Annotated in this window: 15 protein-coding genes; 12 read left to right on the top strand and 3 right to left on the bottom strand. The window is 61.1% G+C overall.

What is annotated here, in order from left to right; genetic code table 11:
- The first annotated feature begins 133 nt into the window (after positions 1-133).
- The 3 genes from HX866_RS02590 to HX866_RS02580 all read left to right on the top strand — a co-directional run bounded on the left by HX866_RS02590 (position 134) and on the right by HX866_RS02580 (position 2,797).
- Positions 134-1,012: a LysR substrate-binding domain-containing protein gene (locus HX866_RS02590; RefSeq protein ID WP_177092865.1), complete on the top strand. Its 879-nt coding sequence runs from the start codon at positions 134-136 to the stop codon at positions 1,010-1,012.
- A gap of 88 nt (positions 1,013-1,100) precedes the next feature.
- On the top strand, positions 1,101-1,571 hold the full coding sequence (locus tag HX866_RS02585; RefSeq protein ID WP_177092866.1) for a RidA family protein: 471 nt from the start codon (positions 1,101-1,103) through the stop codon (positions 1,569-1,571).
- Positions 1,568-2,797 (top strand): aminotransferase class V-fold PLP-dependent enzyme, encoded by a 1,230-nt coding sequence (locus HX866_RS02580; RefSeq protein WP_177092867.1) that lies wholly within the window; start codon positions 1,568-1,570, stop codon positions 2,795-2,797. Before HX866_RS02585 ends, HX866_RS02580 begins: the two co-directional genes overlap by 4 nt.
- On the opposite strand, the gene HX866_RS02575 is transcribed toward HX866_RS02580, so the two are convergent.
- The gene (locus HX866_RS02575; protein ID WP_177092868.1) at positions 2,767-3,108 is read right to left on the bottom strand and encodes an aspartate-semialdehyde dehydrogenase; all 342 of its coding nucleotides are present in this window, start codon (positions 3,106-3,108) and stop codon (positions 2,767-2,769) included. The genes HX866_RS02580 and HX866_RS02575 overlap by 31 nt on opposite strands.
- A 245-nt stretch (positions 3,109-3,353) precedes the next feature.
- Here HX866_RS02575 and rapA point away from each other — a divergent pair, with 245 nt between their 5' ends.
- Positions 3,354-6,200 carry an RNA polymerase-associated protein RapA gene (gene rapA / locus HX866_RS02570; RefSeq protein ID WP_177092869.1) on the top strand — a complete coding sequence of 949 codons (2,847 nt, stop codon included), beginning with the start codon at positions 3,354-3,356 and terminating at the stop codon, positions 6,198-6,200.
- A gap of 57 nt (positions 6,201-6,257) precedes the next feature.
- Here the strand turns inward: rapA and HX866_RS02565 are convergent, their stop codons facing one another.
- The gene (locus tag HX866_RS02565; RefSeq protein ID WP_177092870.1) at positions 6,258-7,604 is read right to left on the bottom strand and encodes a spinster family MFS transporter; all 1,347 of its coding nucleotides are present in this window, start codon (positions 7,602-7,604) and stop codon (positions 6,258-6,260) included.
- 263 nt (positions 7,605-7,867) lie between these two features.
- Between HX866_RS02565 and HX866_RS02560 the strand changes: the two genes are divergently transcribed.
- The 3 genes from HX866_RS02560 to HX866_RS02550 all read left to right on the top strand — a co-directional run bounded on the left by HX866_RS02560 (position 7,868) and on the right by HX866_RS02550 (position 12,941).
- Entirely contained in the window at positions 7,868-8,236 is a 369-nt protein-coding gene (locus tag HX866_RS02560; protein ID WP_177092871.1) for a YkgJ family cysteine cluster protein, read from the top strand.
- A 125-nt stretch (positions 8,237-8,361) separates the two neighbouring features.
- Positions 8,362-10,569: a putative bifunctional diguanylate cyclase/phosphodiesterase gene (locus tag HX866_RS02555; protein WP_177092872.1), complete on the top strand. Its 2,208-nt coding sequence runs from the start codon at positions 8,362-8,364 to the stop codon at positions 10,567-10,569.
- A gap of 197 nt (positions 10,570-10,766) precedes the next feature.
- Positions 10,767-12,941, top strand: a complete 2,175-nt coding sequence (locus HX866_RS02550; RefSeq protein ID WP_177092873.1) for a hypothetical protein — start codon at positions 10,767-10,769, stop codon at positions 12,939-12,941.
- Between the two features lie 246 nt (positions 12,942-13,187).
- Here the strand turns inward: HX866_RS02550 and HX866_RS02545 are convergent, their stop codons facing one another.
- Positions 13,188-13,493 carry a DUF2288 domain-containing protein gene (locus tag HX866_RS02545; RefSeq protein WP_177092874.1) on the bottom strand — a complete coding sequence of 102 codons (306 nt, stop codon included), beginning with the start codon at positions 13,491-13,493 and terminating at the stop codon, positions 13,188-13,190.
- 361 nt (positions 13,494-13,854) lie between these two features.
- On the opposite strand from HX866_RS02545, the gene HX866_RS02540 reads away from it, so the two are divergent.
- From HX866_RS02540 to HX866_RS02520, 5 genes are all read left to right on the top strand, one after another.
- Complete coding sequence (locus tag HX866_RS02540) at positions 13,855-14,973, top strand: branched-chain amino acid ABC transporter substrate-binding protein (RefSeq protein ID WP_177092875.1); 1,119 nt, start codon at positions 13,855-13,857, stop codon at positions 14,971-14,973.
- Between the two features lie 232 nt (positions 14,974-15,205).
- Complete coding sequence (livH, locus tag HX866_RS02535; protein WP_177092876.1) at positions 15,206-16,129, top strand: high-affinity branched-chain amino acid ABC transporter permease LivH; 924 nt, start codon at positions 15,206-15,208, stop codon at positions 16,127-16,129.
- Positions 16,126-17,379 carry a high-affinity branched-chain amino acid ABC transporter permease LivM gene (locus tag HX866_RS02530; RefSeq protein WP_177092877.1) on the top strand — a complete coding sequence of 418 codons (1,254 nt, stop codon included), beginning with the start codon at positions 16,126-16,128 and terminating at the stop codon, positions 17,377-17,379. The genes livH and HX866_RS02530 overlap by 4 nt, the downstream gene beginning before the upstream one ends.
- Entirely contained in the window at positions 17,376-18,143 is a 768-nt protein-coding gene (livG, locus tag HX866_RS02525; protein WP_177092878.1) for a high-affinity branched-chain amino acid ABC transporter ATP-binding protein LivG, read from the top strand. The genes HX866_RS02530 and livG overlap by 4 nt, the downstream gene beginning before the upstream one ends.
- Positions 18,144-18,845: an ABC transporter ATP-binding protein gene (locus tag HX866_RS02520; protein WP_177092879.1), complete on the top strand. Its 702-nt coding sequence runs from the start codon at positions 18,144-18,146 to the stop codon at positions 18,843-18,845. It begins immediately after the preceding gene.
- Positions 18,846-18,877 lie beyond the last annotated feature (32 nt).

Genomic DNA, 18,877 nt, shown 5'->3' with positions numbered 1-18,877 from the left:
CGACCTGCGCTATGGGCTAATAATGCGGGCAAGTCGGCCGGTTATCCAGACTTCCCTCTCAACAAGGCCTGGGCAGCTACACCATTTCCCAGCACAATCCCCGGGTCTCGATCAAACCCAAAGGAGCGCTGAAGTGGCGTTGCACCAGGATCTGCCACCCTTGATGGCCCTGCGCGCCTTCGAGGCCGTGGCCCGTCACCTGAGTTTTATCAAGGCCGCCGATGAGTTGTGCGTCAGCCAAAGCGCGATCAGCCATCAGGTGCAGAAACTCGAACAGCACCTGGGGCAGCGATTGTTTATCCGACGCACTCGCGCCATCGACCTCACAGAAGAAGGCGAGCGGTACTACCAGCAAATCCGCCCGGCCCTGGAGCAGATCGCCCAGGCCAGCCGCCTGATCAGCCTGCCCCGGCAAAACCAGGTACTGCGCATCGGTTTGCTCGCCTCCTTCGCCACACTCTGGCTGGCCCCGCGCCTGGCCGGTTTTATCCGTCTCTACCCGCAGATCAAGGTTGAACTGGAGCCCTCGATTCAACTCGCCGACGTACCCGGCGCCGAAGTGGACCTGGCGATTCGTTATGGCAAAGGCGGCTGGCCCCATGTCAACGCCGTGCGCCTGATGGGTGAACGGCTCTTTCCGGTCTGTAGCCCGGCCTTCAAGGCCGACGGCGTCGAGCGCGGCCCGCTGCTGATGTCACAGGCACCGCAACCGTTTGAATGGATCGATTGGTCCCGCCGGCATCACTTCGACCTGCGGCCCTACCCGAGCGTCATGCTCCATGACTACAACATCGTGGTCGAAGCGGCCATCGCCGGACAGGGAATCGCCATGGGGCGCCAGCACCTGATCGAACGTCGGCTCAGAGAGGGAGCGCTGGTGAAGGCCTTCAACCAGCCGGCCTACGAAAGCGAGATCGGCTATTGGCTGGTCAAACCCAACACAGCCTTGAACACCGCCGCCGAATGCTTCTGCGAGTGGTTGCTGGAGCAGTGCAGCGCCGCCGACGCATGAGTTATCTGGATACGTCGGATTAAATCTATGGGTTTGTCGGACCGTGGCGGGCCCAGCATGCTCAGGCCTCTTTCCCGGAGGTTGACCCATGAATCATTCCCTGTCCGACCGAATCGCCCAACTGGGCTTGAAGCTGCCGCAACCTGGGCAGCCGATCGCCAACTACGTGAATTACGTCATCAGCCAGAACCAGTTGTATATTTCCGGGCAGATTCCCCTGCAGGACGGCAAACCGGCCTTTATCGGACGTCTGGGTGACACCCTGGGGGAGGCGGAAGGTGCCCAGGCTGCGGAACTCGCCGCACTCGGTCTGCTGGCACAGCTGGGCCATGCCCTTGAAGACGATCTCTCCAGACTGGTGCGGATCGTCCGGCTCGGCGTCTTTGTCGCCAGCCACCCCGACTTCCAGCGTCAGGGCGCCGTGGCCAACGGCGCTTCCAACCTGCTGGTCAACGCCCTCGGCGACCAGGGCCGCCATGCACGCACCGCCATCGGCGTCGCCAGCCTGCCCAGCGGTGTAGCCGTGGAGATCGACGCGATTTTCGAGCTACGGCCATGAACGACCCTCTCGCGGACGAAATCGTTCGCCTGCGTGCCGCCACCCCTGGCTGCGCCCGGGTGATCCATTTCAATCACGCCGGCGCCTCCCTGCCCAGCCAGGCCACGCTGGACGCCATCAACGCGCAACTGCTGTGCGAGGCGAACATCGGGCCCATGGAAGCCGCTGTTGAAGGCGCCAGGTTGCAGGAGCAGGCTCGCCAATGGGCGGCCCAACTGCTCGGCACCGAAAGCGCCGCCATTGCCTTTACCAGCAGCGGCTCGGCGGCCTGGGGCATGGCCTTCAGCGCCCTGGGGGACTGGCGTCCGGGCGACCGGATCCTGGTGGGACGGCACGAATGGGGCGGCAACCTGGCCTGCATGGGCCAGGCCCTCGCATCCGGCGCCCGACTTGAGGTGATCCCTTGTGGCGAGAACGGGGCGGTGTCGGTGTCCGCCCTGGAGCAGATGATCGATTCCCGTGTGAAGCTGATCGCCCTGACCTGGCTGCCGGCCAACGGCGGCCTGATCAACCCGGCGCAGGCCATCGGCGAAGTCGCACGGCGTCATGGCATTGCCTACTTCATCGATGCCGGACAGGCATTGGGGCAACTGCCCTGTGACGTCCAGGCCCTCGGCTGCGATGTGCTCAAGGGTGCTGCGCGTAAATTCCTGCGCGGGCCGCGGGGTACGGCACTGCTCTATATACGCCCGGGATTCATGACGCAGCTCAGGCCAGCAACCCTCGATGTACTCTCGGCGCCCTGGGACGGCCGAGCCTTCACTCCACGGGACGATGCCCGCCGCTTTGAAACCAGCGAAGTCTCCATGGCGCTGCTGGCCGGGCTGGAAAATGCGTTGAAAGAGGCCGTAGTGCTGGGAATCGAGCGCATTCACCAGCGAATCCAGGCCTTGAGCCAACCACTGCGCCGGGCACTGGGACAGATCAACGGCCTTGAACTGCGCGACCTCGGCGTGCCCGGACAACAATCAGGGCTGATTGCGTTCACGCTCAAGGGTTGGGATGTTTTTGAACTGAAACAGCGACTGGCCGAAAACGGCATCAACCTGGGGGCCAATGGCACCGCCTATACGCCAATGGATATGCGGGCCCGGGGCTTGCCGGCCATTGCACGAATCGCCGTCAGTCACCTCAATACCACGCAAGAGATCGACACCCTGCTCAAGGCCCTGCTGGCCCTGGCCAACGAGCGCCGTCAGACTTCGACGTCTACCAGCAACCCCTGACGCGGCTGATCTTCCATCAGCGCCACCACGGGCACGGTGTTGTCGGCATTCAGCTCATCGCCCGGGACGGCCAGGTGCAGTTCGGGGTCGTTGTCGGCTTCATGGCGACGCTGTCTCTGCTCCTGCTGGCGCCGTTGTTCCTCGCGCAGCAGCCAGCCGGCCTCATCCGGGTCACGTTTTTGCAGATCGATGGTGCTCTCATTGGAGCCTTGTTGGACCGGCACCACTGGGGGGATGTTCGGTTGCGGTCGAATCGGGTCCGTCTGGGACGTAACCGGTACGACACTCAGAGGTAGTATCGGTGGCAGCATGATGGCGTTCTCCTGTCGTCAGGCTGTCGGCGGCAGGCTCGGCGACTTGAGCCCGGGATGGTCAAAGTGTGACCGGATTAACACACAAAGGTGCCCGAGATCCCGATGAGCTACCCTTTCCTCCAGGTCTCGCACCTATAAAGGCGGGATGCTCGCTAAAAGCGCGGTATTTGTGAGCTTCTTTTGGCCTGAAAGCGTCGATTCCGTTAACATAGTCGGCTTTTTCAAGGCGGGAGTCAGGCAGCATGGCGCAGCAGTATCAACCGGGGCAACGCTGGATCAGTGACAGCGAAGCGGAGTTGGGTTTAGGCACCGTTCTGGCACAGGATGGCCGCTTGTTGACCGTGCTCTACCCGGCCACTGGCGACACCCGCCAGTATGCGCTACGGAATGCGCCTCTGACCCGCGTGCGGTTTTCGCCGGGCGACACCATTACCCACTTCGAAGGTTGGAAGATGACCGTGCGTGAAGTCGACGATGTCGACGGACTGCTGGTCTACCACGGCCTCAATGCGCAGAACGAAGCCGTCACGCTGCCGGAAACCCAGCTGTCGAACTTCATCCAGTTCCGCCTGGCCAGCGACCGCCTGTTCGCCGGGCAGATCGACCCCCTGGCCTGGTTCTCGCTGCGCTACCACACCCTGGAACACACCAGTCGCCAGTTGCAATCCTCGCTCTGGGGCCTGGGTGGCGTGCGTGCGCAACCGATCGCTCACCAGTTGCACATCGCTCGGGAAGTCGCCGACCGTATCGCACCGCGGGTCTTGCTGGCGGACGAAGTGGGTCTGGGCAAGACCATCGAAGCCGGCCTGGTGATCCATCGCCAACTGCTTTCGGGTCGCGCCAACCGTGTGCTGATCCTGGTGCCGGAAAACCTGCAGCACCAGTGGCTGGTAGAGATGCGCCGGCGCTTCAACCTGCAGGTCGCCCTGTTCGACGCTGAACGTTTTATCGAAAGCGATGCCAGCAACCCGTTCGAAGACACCCAGTTGGCCCTGGTGGCCCTGGAATGGCTGGTGGACGACGAGAAGGCCCAGGACGCGCTGTTTGCCGCCGGTTGGGACCTGTTGGTGGTCGATGAAGCCCACCACCTGGTCTGGCACGAAGAGCAGGTCAGCCCGCAATACGCCCTGGTCGAACAGTTGGCCGAAACCATTCCCGGCGTCCTGCTGCTGACCGCGACCCCGGAACAACTGGGCCAGGACAGCCACTTCGCCCGCCTGCGCCTGCTCGACCCGAACCGTTTCCATGACCTCAAGGCCTTCCGTGCCGAGAGCGAGAACTACCGTCCGGTGGCCGAAGCCGTCCAGGAACTGCTGGATAAAGGCCGCCTGTCGCCTGCCGCACACAAGACCATCCAGGGTTTCCTCGGCGATGAAGGCCAGGCCCTGCTCGACGCCGTCAACGCTGGCGACGCCGATGCCAGCGCCCGCCTGGTGCGCGAGTTGCTCGACCGCCACGGCACCGGCCGCGTGCTGTTCCGCAACACCCGCGCCGCCGTGCAGGGTTTCCCGGAGCGCAAGCTGCACGCCTACCCGCTGCCTTGCCCGGACGAATACCTCGAACTGCCGTTGGGCGAACACGCCGAGCTGTACCCGGAAGTCAGCTTCCAGGCCCAACCGGACACCGACGACGAAACCCGCTGGTGGCGCTTCGACCCGCGTGTCGAGTGGCTGATCGACCAGTTGAAGATGCTCAAGCGCACCAAGGTCCTGGTGATCTGCGCCCATGCCGAAACCGCCATGGACCTGGAAGACGCCCTGCGCGTGCGCTCCGGTATTCCGGCCACGGTGTTCCACGAAGGCATGAATATCCTCGAGCGTGACCGCGCCGCCGCCTACTTCGCCGACGAAGAATTCGGCGCCCAGGTACTGATCTGCTCGGAAATCGGCAGTGAAGGTCGCAACTTCCAGTTCTCCCACCACCTGGTGCTGTTCGACCTGCCGTCCCACCCGGACCTGCTGGAGCAGCGTATCGGCCGTCTGGACCGGATCGGCCAGAAACACGTGATCGAACTGCATGTGCCGTACCTGGAAACCAGCCCGCAAGAGCGCTTGTTCCAGTGGTACCACGAAGCGCTGAACGCCTTCCTCAACACCTGTCCGACCGGCAACGCCTTGCAGCACCAGTTCGGCCCGCGCCTGCTGCCGCTGCTGGAAAACGCCGACGACGGCGAGTGGCAAGCGCTGATCGACGAAGCCCGTGGCGAGCGTGAACGCCTGGAAACCGAACTGCACACCGGTCGCGACCGCCTGCTGGAGCTCAACTCCGGTGGCGCCGGCGAGGGCGATGCACTGGTCGAGGCGATCCATGAACAGGACGACCAGTTCGCCCTGCCTATCTATATGGAAACCCTGTTCGACGCCTTTGGTATCGACAGCGAAGACCATTCGGAAAACGCCCTGATCCTCAAGCCAAGCGAGAAAATGCTCGACGCCAGCTTCCCGCTGGGCGACGACGAAGGCGTGACCATCACCTACGACCGTAACCAGGCGCTGTCGCGCGAGGACATGCAGTTCATCACCTGGGAACACCCGATGGTGCAGGGCGGCATGGACCTGGTGCTGTCCGGTTCGATGGGCAACACCGCCGTGGCGCTGATCAAGAACAAGGCGCTCAAGCCCGGCACCGTGTTGCTCGAGCTGCTCTATGTCAGTGAAGTGGTTGCGCCGCGCTCGCTGCAACTGGGCCGCTACCTGCCGCCGGCGGCACTGCGCTGCCTGCTGGATGCCAATGGCAACGACCTGTCGACCCGGGTGGCTTTCGAAACCCTGAACGACCAGTTGGAAAGCGTGCCACGGGCCAGCGCCAACAAGTTCATCCAGGCCCAGCGCGACAGCTTGACGCCGAAGATCAACGCCGGTGAAGCCAAGATCGCACCGCGTCACGCCGAGCGCGTGGCCGAGGCCCAACGACGCCTGGCAGCGGATACCGATGAAGAGCTGGCGCGCCTGACAGCGTTGCAGGCGGTCAACCCGAGTGTTCGCGACAGTGAACTGGTGGCGTTGCGTCAACAGCGTGAACAAGGCCTGGCGATGCTGGAAAAAGCCGCGCTGCGCCTGGAAGCGATTCGGGTGTTGGTGGCGGGCTGACAGCCAACCACCCTCCTCTGCAGGAGCTGGCTTGCCAGCTCCTGCAAGGGTTCGCTATCAAGCGGTAACAGGCGCCCCAGCCGGTGCATCCGCCGCCATCCCCTCGCGCATACGCTGCGCATCCTTGTTGAAACACCGCGCCGCCTGGAACAGGAACGCCAGCGTCAACAACAAGGCTCCCGGAATCAGGTACATCGCGTCATGCAGTCCGACGGCCTTGAACGCTTCGTTCATCTGCTCGGCCCCTGCCGCCAACATCGCCGCATGGGCGAAATGATCAGACAGCAGCCCCACCACCACCGGCCCCAGGCCACCGCCCAATAGATACAAACCGGCAAAGTACACGGCCATGGCCGTCGCCCGCAGCCGTGGCTCGACCACGTCCTGAATCGCTGTATAAACACAGGTGTAGAAGTTGTAGGCAAACAGCCAACCAATACTGAACACCACCACGAACACCCCAATCTCGATCCGCCCGGCATGCAGCGCCCAGGCCGTGGTCAGCGTCGAGATCACCAGGCTCACCGCGGCGAACAACAGCCGGCCATTGGCAATACGCTGGTGCAGCTTGTCCGCGACCCAGCCCCCCAGCGTCAACCCCAGCAACCCGGTTACCCCGACAATCACACCGGTCGCTACTGCCGCCTCCTGCAAGGGCATGAGGAAATAGCGCTGCAGCATCGGCACCAGAAACGAGTTGCAGGCGTAGGTGGCAAAATTGAAGGTCAGCCCAGCCAGCACCAGCCAGAGAAACGTCGGGATCGCCAGCAGGCGACGTACCGGACGGTCGACCTTCTCCTGGGAGACCTTCACCGTTTCCGCCGCACCGCGCTTCGGTTCCTTGATAAAGAACATGAACCCCGCCAGCAGCAACCCGGGGACCGCCGCGATAAAGAACGGCGCGCGCCAGCTGTCAAAGGCCTTGACCATCGCGCCGGTGGTGAAGAACGCCAGCACCAGCCCGAGCGGCAGGCCGAGCATGAAGATCCCCATGGCCCGCGCCCGACGGTGCGCCGGGAACAGGTCGCCGATCAACGAGTTGGCCGCCGGCGCATAAGCGGCCTCGCCAATACCGACACCCATGCGCACCAGCAGGAAGGTCGCAAAACTGCCCACCAGGCCGTTCGCCGCCGTCAATCCACTCCAGACCGCCAGCCCCCAGCCCATCAGCTTGCTGCGCGAGCCGTTGTCGGCCATCCGCCCCAGGGGCAGGCCGGCAATCGCATAGACAATGGTGAACGCGGTACCGATGATGCCAATCTGAAAGTCGCTCAGATGCCACTCCATGCGGATCGGCTCGATGATGATCGCCGGCAGGGTACGGTCGTAGAAGTTGAAGAGGTTGGCGAGGAACAGCAGGAACAGAATGCGCCAGGCATTCGCCGCTTGGGTCGAGTTCTGCATGGGGTCCGTCTCTTTTATTGTTATAGGGGCTGGCCCGCCAGACGCGTTGAGCCCGGAATCCTCAATCTAGTCAGCATGGCCGGGACTGTCTGCCACCATTCGTGACGCTGATACCCGGCAATGCCCCGAGCGCCCCTGCCCTGCCGCCGTGTGTCGGCCCCATGGAACGCGGGCAAAGGTTATGCAAAAAATACCTACCAAAGCCCGGGCCGAAGCCTAGAATAGCCGCCGATCACCTCCCCCCACTTTCTCCGTGACCTTCCATGCCCGACGCTAATCCGTGTCTGAATTGTGGTGCCTGCTGTGCGTATTTTCGCGTGTCTTTCTATTGGGGAGAATGTGCCTCGGCCGGAGGCCTGGTGCCCGACGAACTGGTCACCCAGGTCAGTCCCAACCATGTGGCCATGCTGGGTACTGAACGCGCCGCGCCACGCTGCACCGCCCTTGAAGGTAAAGTCGGTGAGCAGGTCAGTTGTTCGATCTACCATCAACGCTCGAGCACCTGCCGGGAATTCGAGGCCTCGTGGGTCGACGGCGTGCACAACGAGTACTGCGACAAAGCCCGGGCAGCGGCCGGACTGCCCCCGCTGGAGCCGGAGGAATCGGGTTTCTTAGTACCAATCGCTATTTAGGTCATTTCCAAATCATTGGCAGCACTCTGCCATGATCCCTTGCGGCCCGAGGTGAGCCTCTATACTCCAACGCATTGGTCGGTGCTGAGCGCACCGGTAGTCCAAGGCGTCAGGTGGGGCATGCTATGGAATGGCTGGGCTTGCATTTTGTTAACGAGCTTCCCGAGAACGGGCAGCTGCTGCTCAATTGCAGCCATAATCCGTTGCTGGTCCTGCTGGCTTATCTGGTCGCGTGCGCTGCCTCTTTTGCCATGCTGGACATGGCCGAACGCGTCGGTCATGTGGAAAAGCCTTCGCAGCAACGGGTCTGGCGCTGGGTCGGTGCCTGTTGCCTGGCCGGCGGCATCTGGGCCATGCACTTCATCAGCATGCTGGCGTTCCAGGCGCCCATCGACATTCAATACGACCTGCCGGTCACTCTCTCCTCCTTGCTGATCGCCCTGCTGGCCTCCTTCCTGGCCATGTACACCCTGGGCAACGCCGAGCTGCGCGCCTCACAGTACCTGCGCGCCGCGCTGTTCATGGGACTGGGTATCGCGGCCATGCACTACGTCGGCATGTCGGCGTTGCAATCGAGTGCCGTGCAGTACTACGACCCACTCCTCGTCGGCCTTTCCGTGCTGGTGGCCATCGGCGCCAGCCTCGCGGCCCTGATCCTGTCACGGCGCTTTCGCAGCGGCAGCGGGATCTTCCATCAACTGCTCAAGTACACCGCCAGCCTGGTGATGGGTGCCGGTATCTTCAGCACCCACTTCATCGGCATGTGGTCGCTGCACCTGATGCTGCCAGCCGGCAGCCCCCTGCCGGCACTGGCGGACAACAATCACCTGCAACTGGGCATGACCATCGCCCTGATCGCCCTGCTGATCATCGGCAGCAGCATCAGCGCGGCCCTGGCGGACAAGAAGCTGCAACACAAGGAACACGACCTGCGACGGGTCAACGCCCTGCTCAGCCAGTTGGACCAGGCACGGATGTCACTGGCGCAAGTGGCTCACTACGACGCCCTGACCAACCTGATCAACCGCCGCGGTTTCAACCAGCTCTTCGCCGAACGGCTGATGGAGCGCAGCACCAGCGGCGGCATGCTGGCGGTGATGTTCCTCGACATCGATCACTTCAAGCGGATCAACGACAGCCTCGGCCACGATGCCGGTGACGAACTGCTCAAGGTCATCGCCGGGCATATCAAGAGCGCGACCCGCAGTCACGACGATGTGGTGGCGCGCTTTGGCGGTGACGAATTCTGCATCCTCATCGGCCTGCACAACCGTGACGAAGCCCGGCACATGGCCCAGCGCATCATGCTGAAAATGAAGGAGCCCATAGAGCTGGCCGGTCGGCGCATGGTCATGACCACCAGCATCGGCATCAGCATATTTCCCGATGACGGCAAATCCTGCGAGGAATTGCTGAAGAACGCCGACCTGGCGCTGTATCAGTCCAAGGGCGCGGGGCGTAACAGCCTGCACTTCTTCAGCTCCAACCTGAAAACCCGCGCCACCCTGGAGCTGCAACTCGAAGAGGAATTGCGCCACGCCCTGCGCGACGGCAGCGGCCTGGCGTTGTATTACCAACCGATCTACGACCTCAAGAGTGGAGTGGTGGCCAAACTCGAAGCCCTGGTGCGCTGGCAACATCCCCAGCACGGGTTGCTCTCACCCGATCGCTTCATCGGCATCGCCGAAGCCAACGGGATGATTGCCGAGCTCGACGGCTGGGTCATGCGCAAGGCCTGCGAGGACCTGGCCTGGCTGTCCGAGCGCGGCTGCGACGAACTGAAAATCGCCGTGAACTGCTCGGCCCTGAACCTGGCACGGGAAGAGCTGGCCGATGAAATCGAAATTATCCTGCGTACCGCCGGCGTGCCACCTCGGCGGCTGGAGCTGGAAGTCACCGAGAACGCCCTGATGGGCAATATTTCCAGCACCCTGCAGCTGTTGCGGCAGATCCGCAGCCTCGGTGTGTCGCTGTCCATCGACGATTTCGGCACCGGCTACTCCTCCCTCGCCTACCTCAAGCGCCTGCCCCTCAACACCCTGAAGATCGATCGTTCGTTCATCATCGACGTCCCCAAATCCACCCAGGACATGGAAATCGTCCAGGCGATTATCGTCATGGCCCATACCCTCCACCTGCAAGTGGTCACCGAAGGCGTCGAAACCCAACAGCAATACGAGTTCCTCGCGCAGTACGACTGCGACTATATCCAGGGCTACCTGCTCAGCCGACCGGTTCCGCTCGAAGAGCTGCTGCCGGTGCTACGCCAACTCAACCAGCGTCGACAGTTCCCCTCCAGCGCCTTCAATCCGCTGATAGTACAAAATTCATAAAAAGTTCCCCGCCAATTAAAGAACGCCAATTTTTGGCCGATCCTTCGGTATTGCAAGCAAGGCTCCCCCCTAGGGGAACCTAGGGATAAACCCTATCGCTCAGGCCAATATCGCGAGGTACAGTCGCGATCTCTCACTCCGTGATGGCGCGTTGATATCTTTTCGACCGCCGAACCAGACCAGGCAAATGGCGCACAATGACCTCTAAAAATACTCCAGCCAACGTAGTATCCGATCTGATAGTGCCCACGGTCGCGGAAAAAACCTACAAGGCCTATTCCACCCCACGTCCGCTGTCGACCCAGCAGTACCTGTACTTCACGGAAACCAACACTGACCGCATCCTCGACAACCTCGATGGACTGCGCGACATGGTGTTCCCTCGTTCGCTCCATACCGAAGGCGAAAACGAGGCCCGCCGTGAGCAGGAATTCCCGTCCGTGTGCCTGATCGGCCTGGGTCGCTGCGGCTCGAACATTGCGTTGGACGTCGCCGAACTGGTGTACAACGCCCGCAAGTTCTACCTCAATGAGTTCAACAACGAAGACAAGGTCAGCGACAAGGGCTACCGCCCGGCGCAGTGGATCCGCAACAACCTGCGCCTGGTGCAGAACAAATCCGCCAAGCCGGTGTTCCTGGTGGAACCCCTGGTGATGCTCGGCGACCTGGACAAGGACATCGCCGGTCGCATCCGTTTCTCGCGCAAGGGCGAAAAAAGCGGTTTTATCCGCGACTACAGCAAGATGAAGATCATGGACCTGTCGGAAGTCCATGCCGGTGGTGCGGGTAACGCGCCGATCCTCGGCCAGTATCTGGCCAAGATCATCCTGAACAAGGACACCCAGCGCTTTTCCAGCCCCGACTGGAAGATGATCCACTCGTATCTGATCGACTCCTGCGGGATCAAGGCCAACCAGTCGCGCCTGTACTTCTCGATTTTCAGCGCCGGCGGCGGTACCGGTTCGGGCATGGCCTCGGAATTCGGCCTGGCCCAGCAATACTCCTACATGAACAAGACCTTCGACACCAAGCCGGCCGACGAGCACGACAGCAAGAGTGGCCACTCCTTCGTGTTCGAACCGATCTTCACCAGCGGCATCTGCGTACTGCCGAACATTTCCGATCACCGCAGTGAAATGTCCGAAGCACTGCATATCAACGCCGGTCGACTGTTGTGCAAGTACCTGTCCGAAGAGTGGGACTTCTCCTATAACTTCGACAATGACGACGGCAGCGAAGCCAGTGTCATGGGGCGCATTCGTCCGTGGAACGCGATGATGCTGATCTCCAACGACATCATGCGTTATGCCGAAGAAAACGATGACGGCAACATCCAGAACATTGATGTCAATGCCATGGAAAAGCACGCCAACCAGTACATTTCCCAGCAGATTTTCAACATCCTCACCGCCCAGGCGGTGACCACCGACTACGACCAGAACTATTTCCGACGTGCCGGCATCGACATCGGCGAGACCATTCGCCTGGATGCCAACGACCTGTTTATGAGTCTGGCCGGCCCCGTGGCCATTGCCTACGCAGAATCCGTGGTACCGGAACAGCCGGCGCCTACCGGCGACAAATTCAAAGTGTTCGAGAAAGAGCCCCAGCGGCTGAACATCGACGACCTGTTCTTCCGTTCCATCGACCTGCCGCATTTCAACAAGGTGACTCAGGCCATCGAAGGCATCAGCCTGCTGCCGATCGAGTCCAAGCGCTATCGCGCGGCCCTGGAGCAATACAAGACCTCGGGCTACGACGCCGCGGCGCTGCACGACTTGCACTTCTTCAAGAATTGCTCGTCGGTGGTCTCGATCGTCTCCCTGCCCAAGGACTACAAACTGTCCTATATGGACCTGAACCGGCTCAAGACCCACCTCAACAGCCTGTTCCCCAACACCACGCTCAAGCGCTACGCCCTGGTGATCGGCGCCTCGGCGAACCTGTCGCTGACCACCCTGATCGCCAAGAGCCCGTGCCTGTCGGACGATTTCCTGACGCTGATCGTGGCCTTTATCAAGCGTTGCTTCGCGCGTAACCCGTACCGTTTCGACGATACGCTGGACAACTCGATGCTGGACTTCATCACCTGCGACGAGTTCGACGAAGACAGTCTCGACGAACTGCTCAACGAGTTCGAAAACCCGGCGAAGATCCTCGACACCAACTGGTACGCGATCAAGCCGATGTACGAGAAGAAGTACCGCGAGCTGATCAACGACAAGGAAAAGTTTGTCTCGATCAACGATATCCGCCTGTCCCGCGACTGCGTGAAGAAGGCGATCAAGTACCTGCGCGAGATCTACCGTCACCGCATCGGCAAGACCAAGGTCATTTCGTTGAACAACCACACCGGCAAGACCGAGTACTAAGACCCTGCCCCGCCTTTTGCAGGAGCGAGCTTGCTCGCGATAGCGGCCTTCCAGCCAACGGCTGTCGACAGGTTGATCGCCATCGCAAGCAAGCTCGCGCCTACAGGGGCCCCTCCGTAATCAAGCCCGTCATCACTGTGGATTTTCTCCACGGGCAAACTGCCATTACTGCGCAACGCAGTTACGGACCTACACACCGACCGGCTATAAACGCACAAGGCTTATGCACGATTAGGGTGCGCTGAATTATTTTGTTGCTCTTTCCTGGACCAGTACCCAGGGCGAAACCACCACTGCCCACAGCGTCGGATCGCGCTCGAAAAGATCCAGCGCCCGCGACTCAGACACCTTGGCAAGCTCCCCGCTCTCCAGCCACGCAGCGACTTTCCCCGCCTGGTTCTCGGCCACTGCCTCGGCGGCGGCGATCAGATCCAGTGCCGGCTCGACCCACAATAGGGCGCCCCGGGCAAAGAACGGTTGCAGCTCTTCCCAACGAATAGATGCGGTTTCACCAAGCAGCTTGGCATAGAGGGTGCTAGGTTCTTGAATCATGGGGTTCCACCTGAGAAAAAATCGACGCAATCATAACGTCGAGGCTCACGTGGAAACACCCAGATGAAACTGAAGGGGTGATCGAGGGGATCGAAGGCGCCAGGGATTGCAGCTGAAAGCTAGCAACATCCAGACAAAAATCTGCATGCCAATCTGCCGCTATTCTGTCTTTTTCTTTCACTCAAGCGACATATCTCGATTTTGCCTCCGGCTGCCCGCTATCCAATCGATAAGCGTGCACACTAAACTGTATCGGTACAGTTGCCGGGGCATGAACCGGGATATCGGCGTTAAATCTGACCCGGTCCCACAGCTCCGGCCGTAGGACTCTAAAAACTACAACAGCAAGAGTGGAGCACTAATGACTAAGCAGATTTCCAAACTGTTCGCCGCTATGGTTCTGGCCGGGGTTGCCAGCCATTCTTTCGCTGCAGACACCATCAAGATCGGCATCGCCGGCCCGAAAACCGGCCCTGTGGCCCAGTACGGCGACATGCAGTTCAGTGGCGCCAAAATGGCTATCGAACAGATCAACGCCAAGGGCGGTGTTGATGGCAAGAAACTCGAAGCCGTTGAATACGACGACGCCTGCGATCCGAAGCAAGCGGTTGCCGTAGCCAACAAAGTCGTAAACGACGGTGTGAAATTCGTTGTCGGCCACCTGTGCTCCAGCTCGACTCAACCGGCTTCGGACATTTACGAAGACGAAGGCGTAGTGATGATCACCCCGGCTGCCACCAGCCCGGAAATCACCGCTCGTGGTTACAAAATGGTGTTCCGCACCATCGGTCTGGACAGCGCCCAGGGCCCTGCCGCCGGTAACTACATCGCCGACCACGTGAAACCGAAGATCGTTGCGGTACTCCACGACAAGCAGCAGTACGGTGAAGGCATCGCCACCGCCGTGAAACAAACCCTGGAGAAAAAAGGCGTCAAGGTTGCCGTGTTCGAAGGCATCAACGCCGGCGACAAAGACTTCTCTTCGCTGATCGCCAAGCTCAAGCAAGCCAACGTCGACTTCGTCTACTACGGCGGCTACCACCCTGAGCTGGGCCTGATCCTGCGTCAATCCCAGGAAAAAGGCCTGAAGGCCAAGTTCATGGGTCCGGAAGGCGTGGGTAACGACTCCATCTCGCAGATCGCCAAGGACGCTTCCGAAGGCCTGCTGGTAACCCTGCCGAAGTCCTTCGACCAGGATCCGGCCAACGTCGCCCTGGCTGACGCCTTCAAAGCCAAGAAAGAAGACCCGAGCGGCCCGTTCGTGTTCCCTTCCTACTCCGCGGTTGAAGTCATTGCCGGCGGTATCGCCGCCGCCAAGAGCGAAGATCCGGCCAAAGTGGCTGCTGCCATCCACGCCGGGACCTTCAAGACCCCGACTGGCGACCTGAGCTTCGATGCCAAGGGTGACCTCAAAGACTTCAAATTCGTGGTCTACGAGTGGCACTTCGGCAAACCTAAAACCGAAGTATCGCCTCAGTAAGGCTTGCCCTGACTGACTGCCAATAAAGCCCACGGCGTGCCGTGGGCTTTGTTTTACGAGGTAATGGGCCTGTCTTTCCGTGATCCGGGAACCCGCCCACCTGAAAATCTCAAAACCGTCATCAGCGGTTCGCTGGCAAAACTTGCACCCGAAGTGGATGCAAATCCACGGGGTCCGAGCGGGAAAATGACTCCACCAGTGAAATGCGTATCAGGTTTTTAGGAGCGCTTTAATGCCTGACATCTATCACTTTTTCCAACAGCTGGTTAACGGCCTGACCGTTGGCAGCACGTATGCCCTGATCGCCATCGGCTATACGATGGTTTACGGCATCATTGGAATGATCAACTTCGCCCACGGCGAGGTCTACATGATTGGCTCCTATGTGGCGTTCATCGCCATTGCCGGGCTGAGCTTGATGGGACTCGACAGCGTCCCCCTGCTGATGACCGCCGCGTTTATCGCGAGCATCGTCGTCACCAGTGCCTATGGCTACAGTATCGAACGGATCGCCTACCGCCCCTTGCGTGGCAGTAATCGCCTGATTCCGCTGATCTCCGCCATCGGCATGTCGATTTTCCTGCAGAACACCGTACTACTCGCGCAAGACTCCAAGGACAAGTCCATCCCCAACCTGATCCCCGGCAATATCTCCTTCGGGCCAGGTGGTGCACATGAAGTGCTGATTTCCTACATGCAGATCGTGGTGTTCGTCGTCACGCTGCTTGCGATGCTCGGCCTGACCCTGTTCATCTCCCGCTCCCGCCTGGGCCGCGCCTGCCGCGCCTGTGCCGAAGACATCAAGATGGCCAACCTGCTGGGGATCAACACCAACAACATCATCGCCCTGACCTTCGTGATCGGTGCCGCACTGGCGGCGGTCGCGGCCGTGCTGCTGAGCATGCAATACGGTGTGATCAACCCCAACGCCGGCTTCCTGGTAGGCCTGAAAGCCTTTACCGCAGCGGTACTGGGCGGCATCGGCAGCATTCCGGGCGCCATGCTCGGCGGGCTGGTGCTGGGCGTGGCCGAAGCCTTTGGCGCCGACGTGTTCGGCGACGAGTACAAGGACGTGGTGGCATTCGGTCTTTTGGTTCTGGTGCTGTTGTTCCGGCCGACCGGCATCCTGGGCCGTCCGGAGGTTGAGAAAGTATGAACAAATACCTCAAATCGGCGCTGTTCAGCGCCTTGCTGGTCTGGGCCGTGGCCTTCCCGGTGCTCGGCCTCAAGCTGAGCATTGTCGGGATCAACCTCGAAGTGCACGGTACCGGTCCGCTGACCCTGGGTGTGATTGCCCTGTGCTCGGTCCTGATGTTCCTGCGGGTGCTCTTCAGCCAGCAGGTCGGCGTACTGTTCAAGTCATCCCGTGGCCCGTTGATTTCACCCAAGGTCGGCCAATTCCTGAGCCTGCCGCGGACCCAACGCTGGATCATCATCGGCCTGATCGCCGCCGCCCTGGTCTGGCCGTTCTTCGGCTCCCGGGGCGCGGTCGACATCGCCACGCTGATCCTGATCTACGTGATGCTCGGCCTGGGCCTGAACATCGTGGTTGGCCTGGCCGGCCTGCTCGACCTGGGTTACGTCGGCTTCTACGCCGTGGGCGCCTACAGCTACGCGCTGCTGTCGCACTACTTCGGTCTGAGCTTCTGGATCTGCCTGCCGATCGCCGGCCTGATGGCGGCCAGCTTCGGCTTCCTGCTGGGCTTCCCGGTCTTGCGCTTGCGCGGTGACTACCTGGCCATCGTGACCCTGGGCTTCGGTGAAATCATCCGGCTGTTCCTGCGTAACCTCACCGGTCTCACCGGCGGCCCCAACGGCATCAGCAACATCCCCAAGCCAACGTTCTTCGGCCTGTCGTTCGAGCGCACCGCTGGGGAAGGCATGCAGACCTTCCACGAGTTCTTCGGGCTGGCGTACAACCCGGTGAGCAAGGTGGTGTTCCTGTACCTGGTGGCGCTGTTGCTGGCCTTGCTGGCGTTGTTCGTCATCAACCGCCTGCTGCGCATGCCCATTGGCCGTGCCTGGGAAGCGCTGCGCGAAGACGAAATCGCCTGCCGTGCGCTGGGCTTGAATCCGACCGTGATCAAGCTCTCGGCCTTTACCCTGGGCGCCTGCTTCGCCGGTTTCGCCGGTAGTTTCTTCGCCGCTCGCCAGGGCCTGGTAACACCGGAGTCGTTCACCTTCATCGAGTCGGCGATCATTCTCGCCATCGTCGTACTGGGTGGCATGGGCTCGCAACTGGGGGTGATCCTGGCCGCCGTGGTGATGATCCTGCTGCCGGAAATGATGCGTGAGTTCAGCGAATACCGCATGTTGATGTTCGGCGCCTTGATGGTGCTGATGATGATCTGGCGTCCACAAGGCCTGCTGCCCATGCAACGTCCTCACATGGAGCTGCGCAAATGAGCCGTGAAATTCTCAAAGTCAGCGGCCTGAGCATGCGCTTCGGTGGCCTGTTGGCGGTCAACGGCGTGGCCCTGACCGTCAAGGAAAAACAAGTGGTGGCCTTGATCGGCCCGAACGGTGCCGGCAAGACCACGGTGTTCAACTGCCTGACCGGTTTCTACAAGCCGAGCGCCGGCAGCATCCTCCTCGACGGCCAGCCGATCCAGGGCCTGGCCGGCCATGAGATTGCCCGCAAGGGCGTGGTGCGGACCTTCCAGAACGTGCGTCTGTTCAAGGACATGACGGCGGTCGAGAACCTGCTGATCGCCCAGCACCGGCACCTGAACACCAACTTCCTGGCCGGTCTGTTCAAGACCCCCGCGTTCCGCAAGAGCGAGCGCGAGGCCATGGAATACGCCGAGTACTGGCTGGCCAAGGTCAACCTGACCGAGTTCGCCAACCGCCCGGCAGGCACCCTGGCCTACGGCCAACAGCGGCGCCTGGAAATCGCCCGATGCATGATGACCCGTCCGCGGATCCTCATGCTCGACGAACCGGCGGCGGGCCTCAACCCCAAGGAAACCGAAGACCTCAAGGCACTGATCAGCGTACTGCGCGAAGAGCACAACGCCACCGTGCTGCTGATCGAACACGACATGAAACTGGTCATGAGCATTTCCGACCATATCGTCGTGATCAACCAGGGCACGCCCCTGGCTGACGGCACGCCGGAACAGATCCGTGATAATCCCGAAGTGATCAAAGCCTACCTGGGGGAAGCGTAAATGCTGCAATTCGAAAACGTTTCCACCTTCTACGGCAAGATCCAGGCCCTGCACAGCGTCAACGTCGAAGTACGCCAGGGCGAGATTGTCACCCTGATCGGCGCCAACGGTGCGGGCAAGTCCACGTTGCTGATGACCCTCTGCGGTTCGCCCCGCGCCCACAGCGGCAGCATTCGCTACATGGGCGAGGAGCTGGTGGGTCAGGAGTCCTCCATCATCATGCGCAAGAGCATTGCCGTGGTGCCGGAAGGCCGTCGGGTGTTTGCCCGCCTGACCGTGGAAGAAAACCTCGCCATGGGTGGTTTTTTCACCGACAAGGGCGAATATCAGGAGCAGATGGACAAGGTCCTGCAACTGTTCCCCCGTCTCAAGGAACGTTTCAACCAGCGCGGCGGCACCATGTCCGGCGGTGAACAGCAGATGCTCGCCATTGGCCGGGCCCTGATGAGCAAGCCGAAACTGTTGCTGCTGGACGAACCGTCCCTGGGCCTGGCACCCATCATCATCCAGCAGATCTTCGATATCATCGAACAGCTGCGCAAGGACGGTGTGACGGTGTTCCTGGTGGAGCAGAACGCCAACCAGGCGCTGAAAATCGCCGACCGGGCCTACGTGCTGGAAAACGGCCGGGTGGTGATGGAAGGCAGCGGCAACGACCTGCTGACCGACCCGAAAGTGCGCGAGGCGTATCTGGGCGGTTGATGCCCCTGTGTAACGAGAACAGCCCCGATATT

The organism is Pseudomonas gingeri, from assembly GCF_013386165.1.
Lineage (GTDB): Bacteria > Pseudomonadota > Gammaproteobacteria > Pseudomonadales > Pseudomonadaceae > Aquipseudomonas > Aquipseudomonas gingeri_C.
Note: the sequence above shows the minus strand (reverse complement) of the source record. Positions and strands in the feature narration are given on the sequence as shown.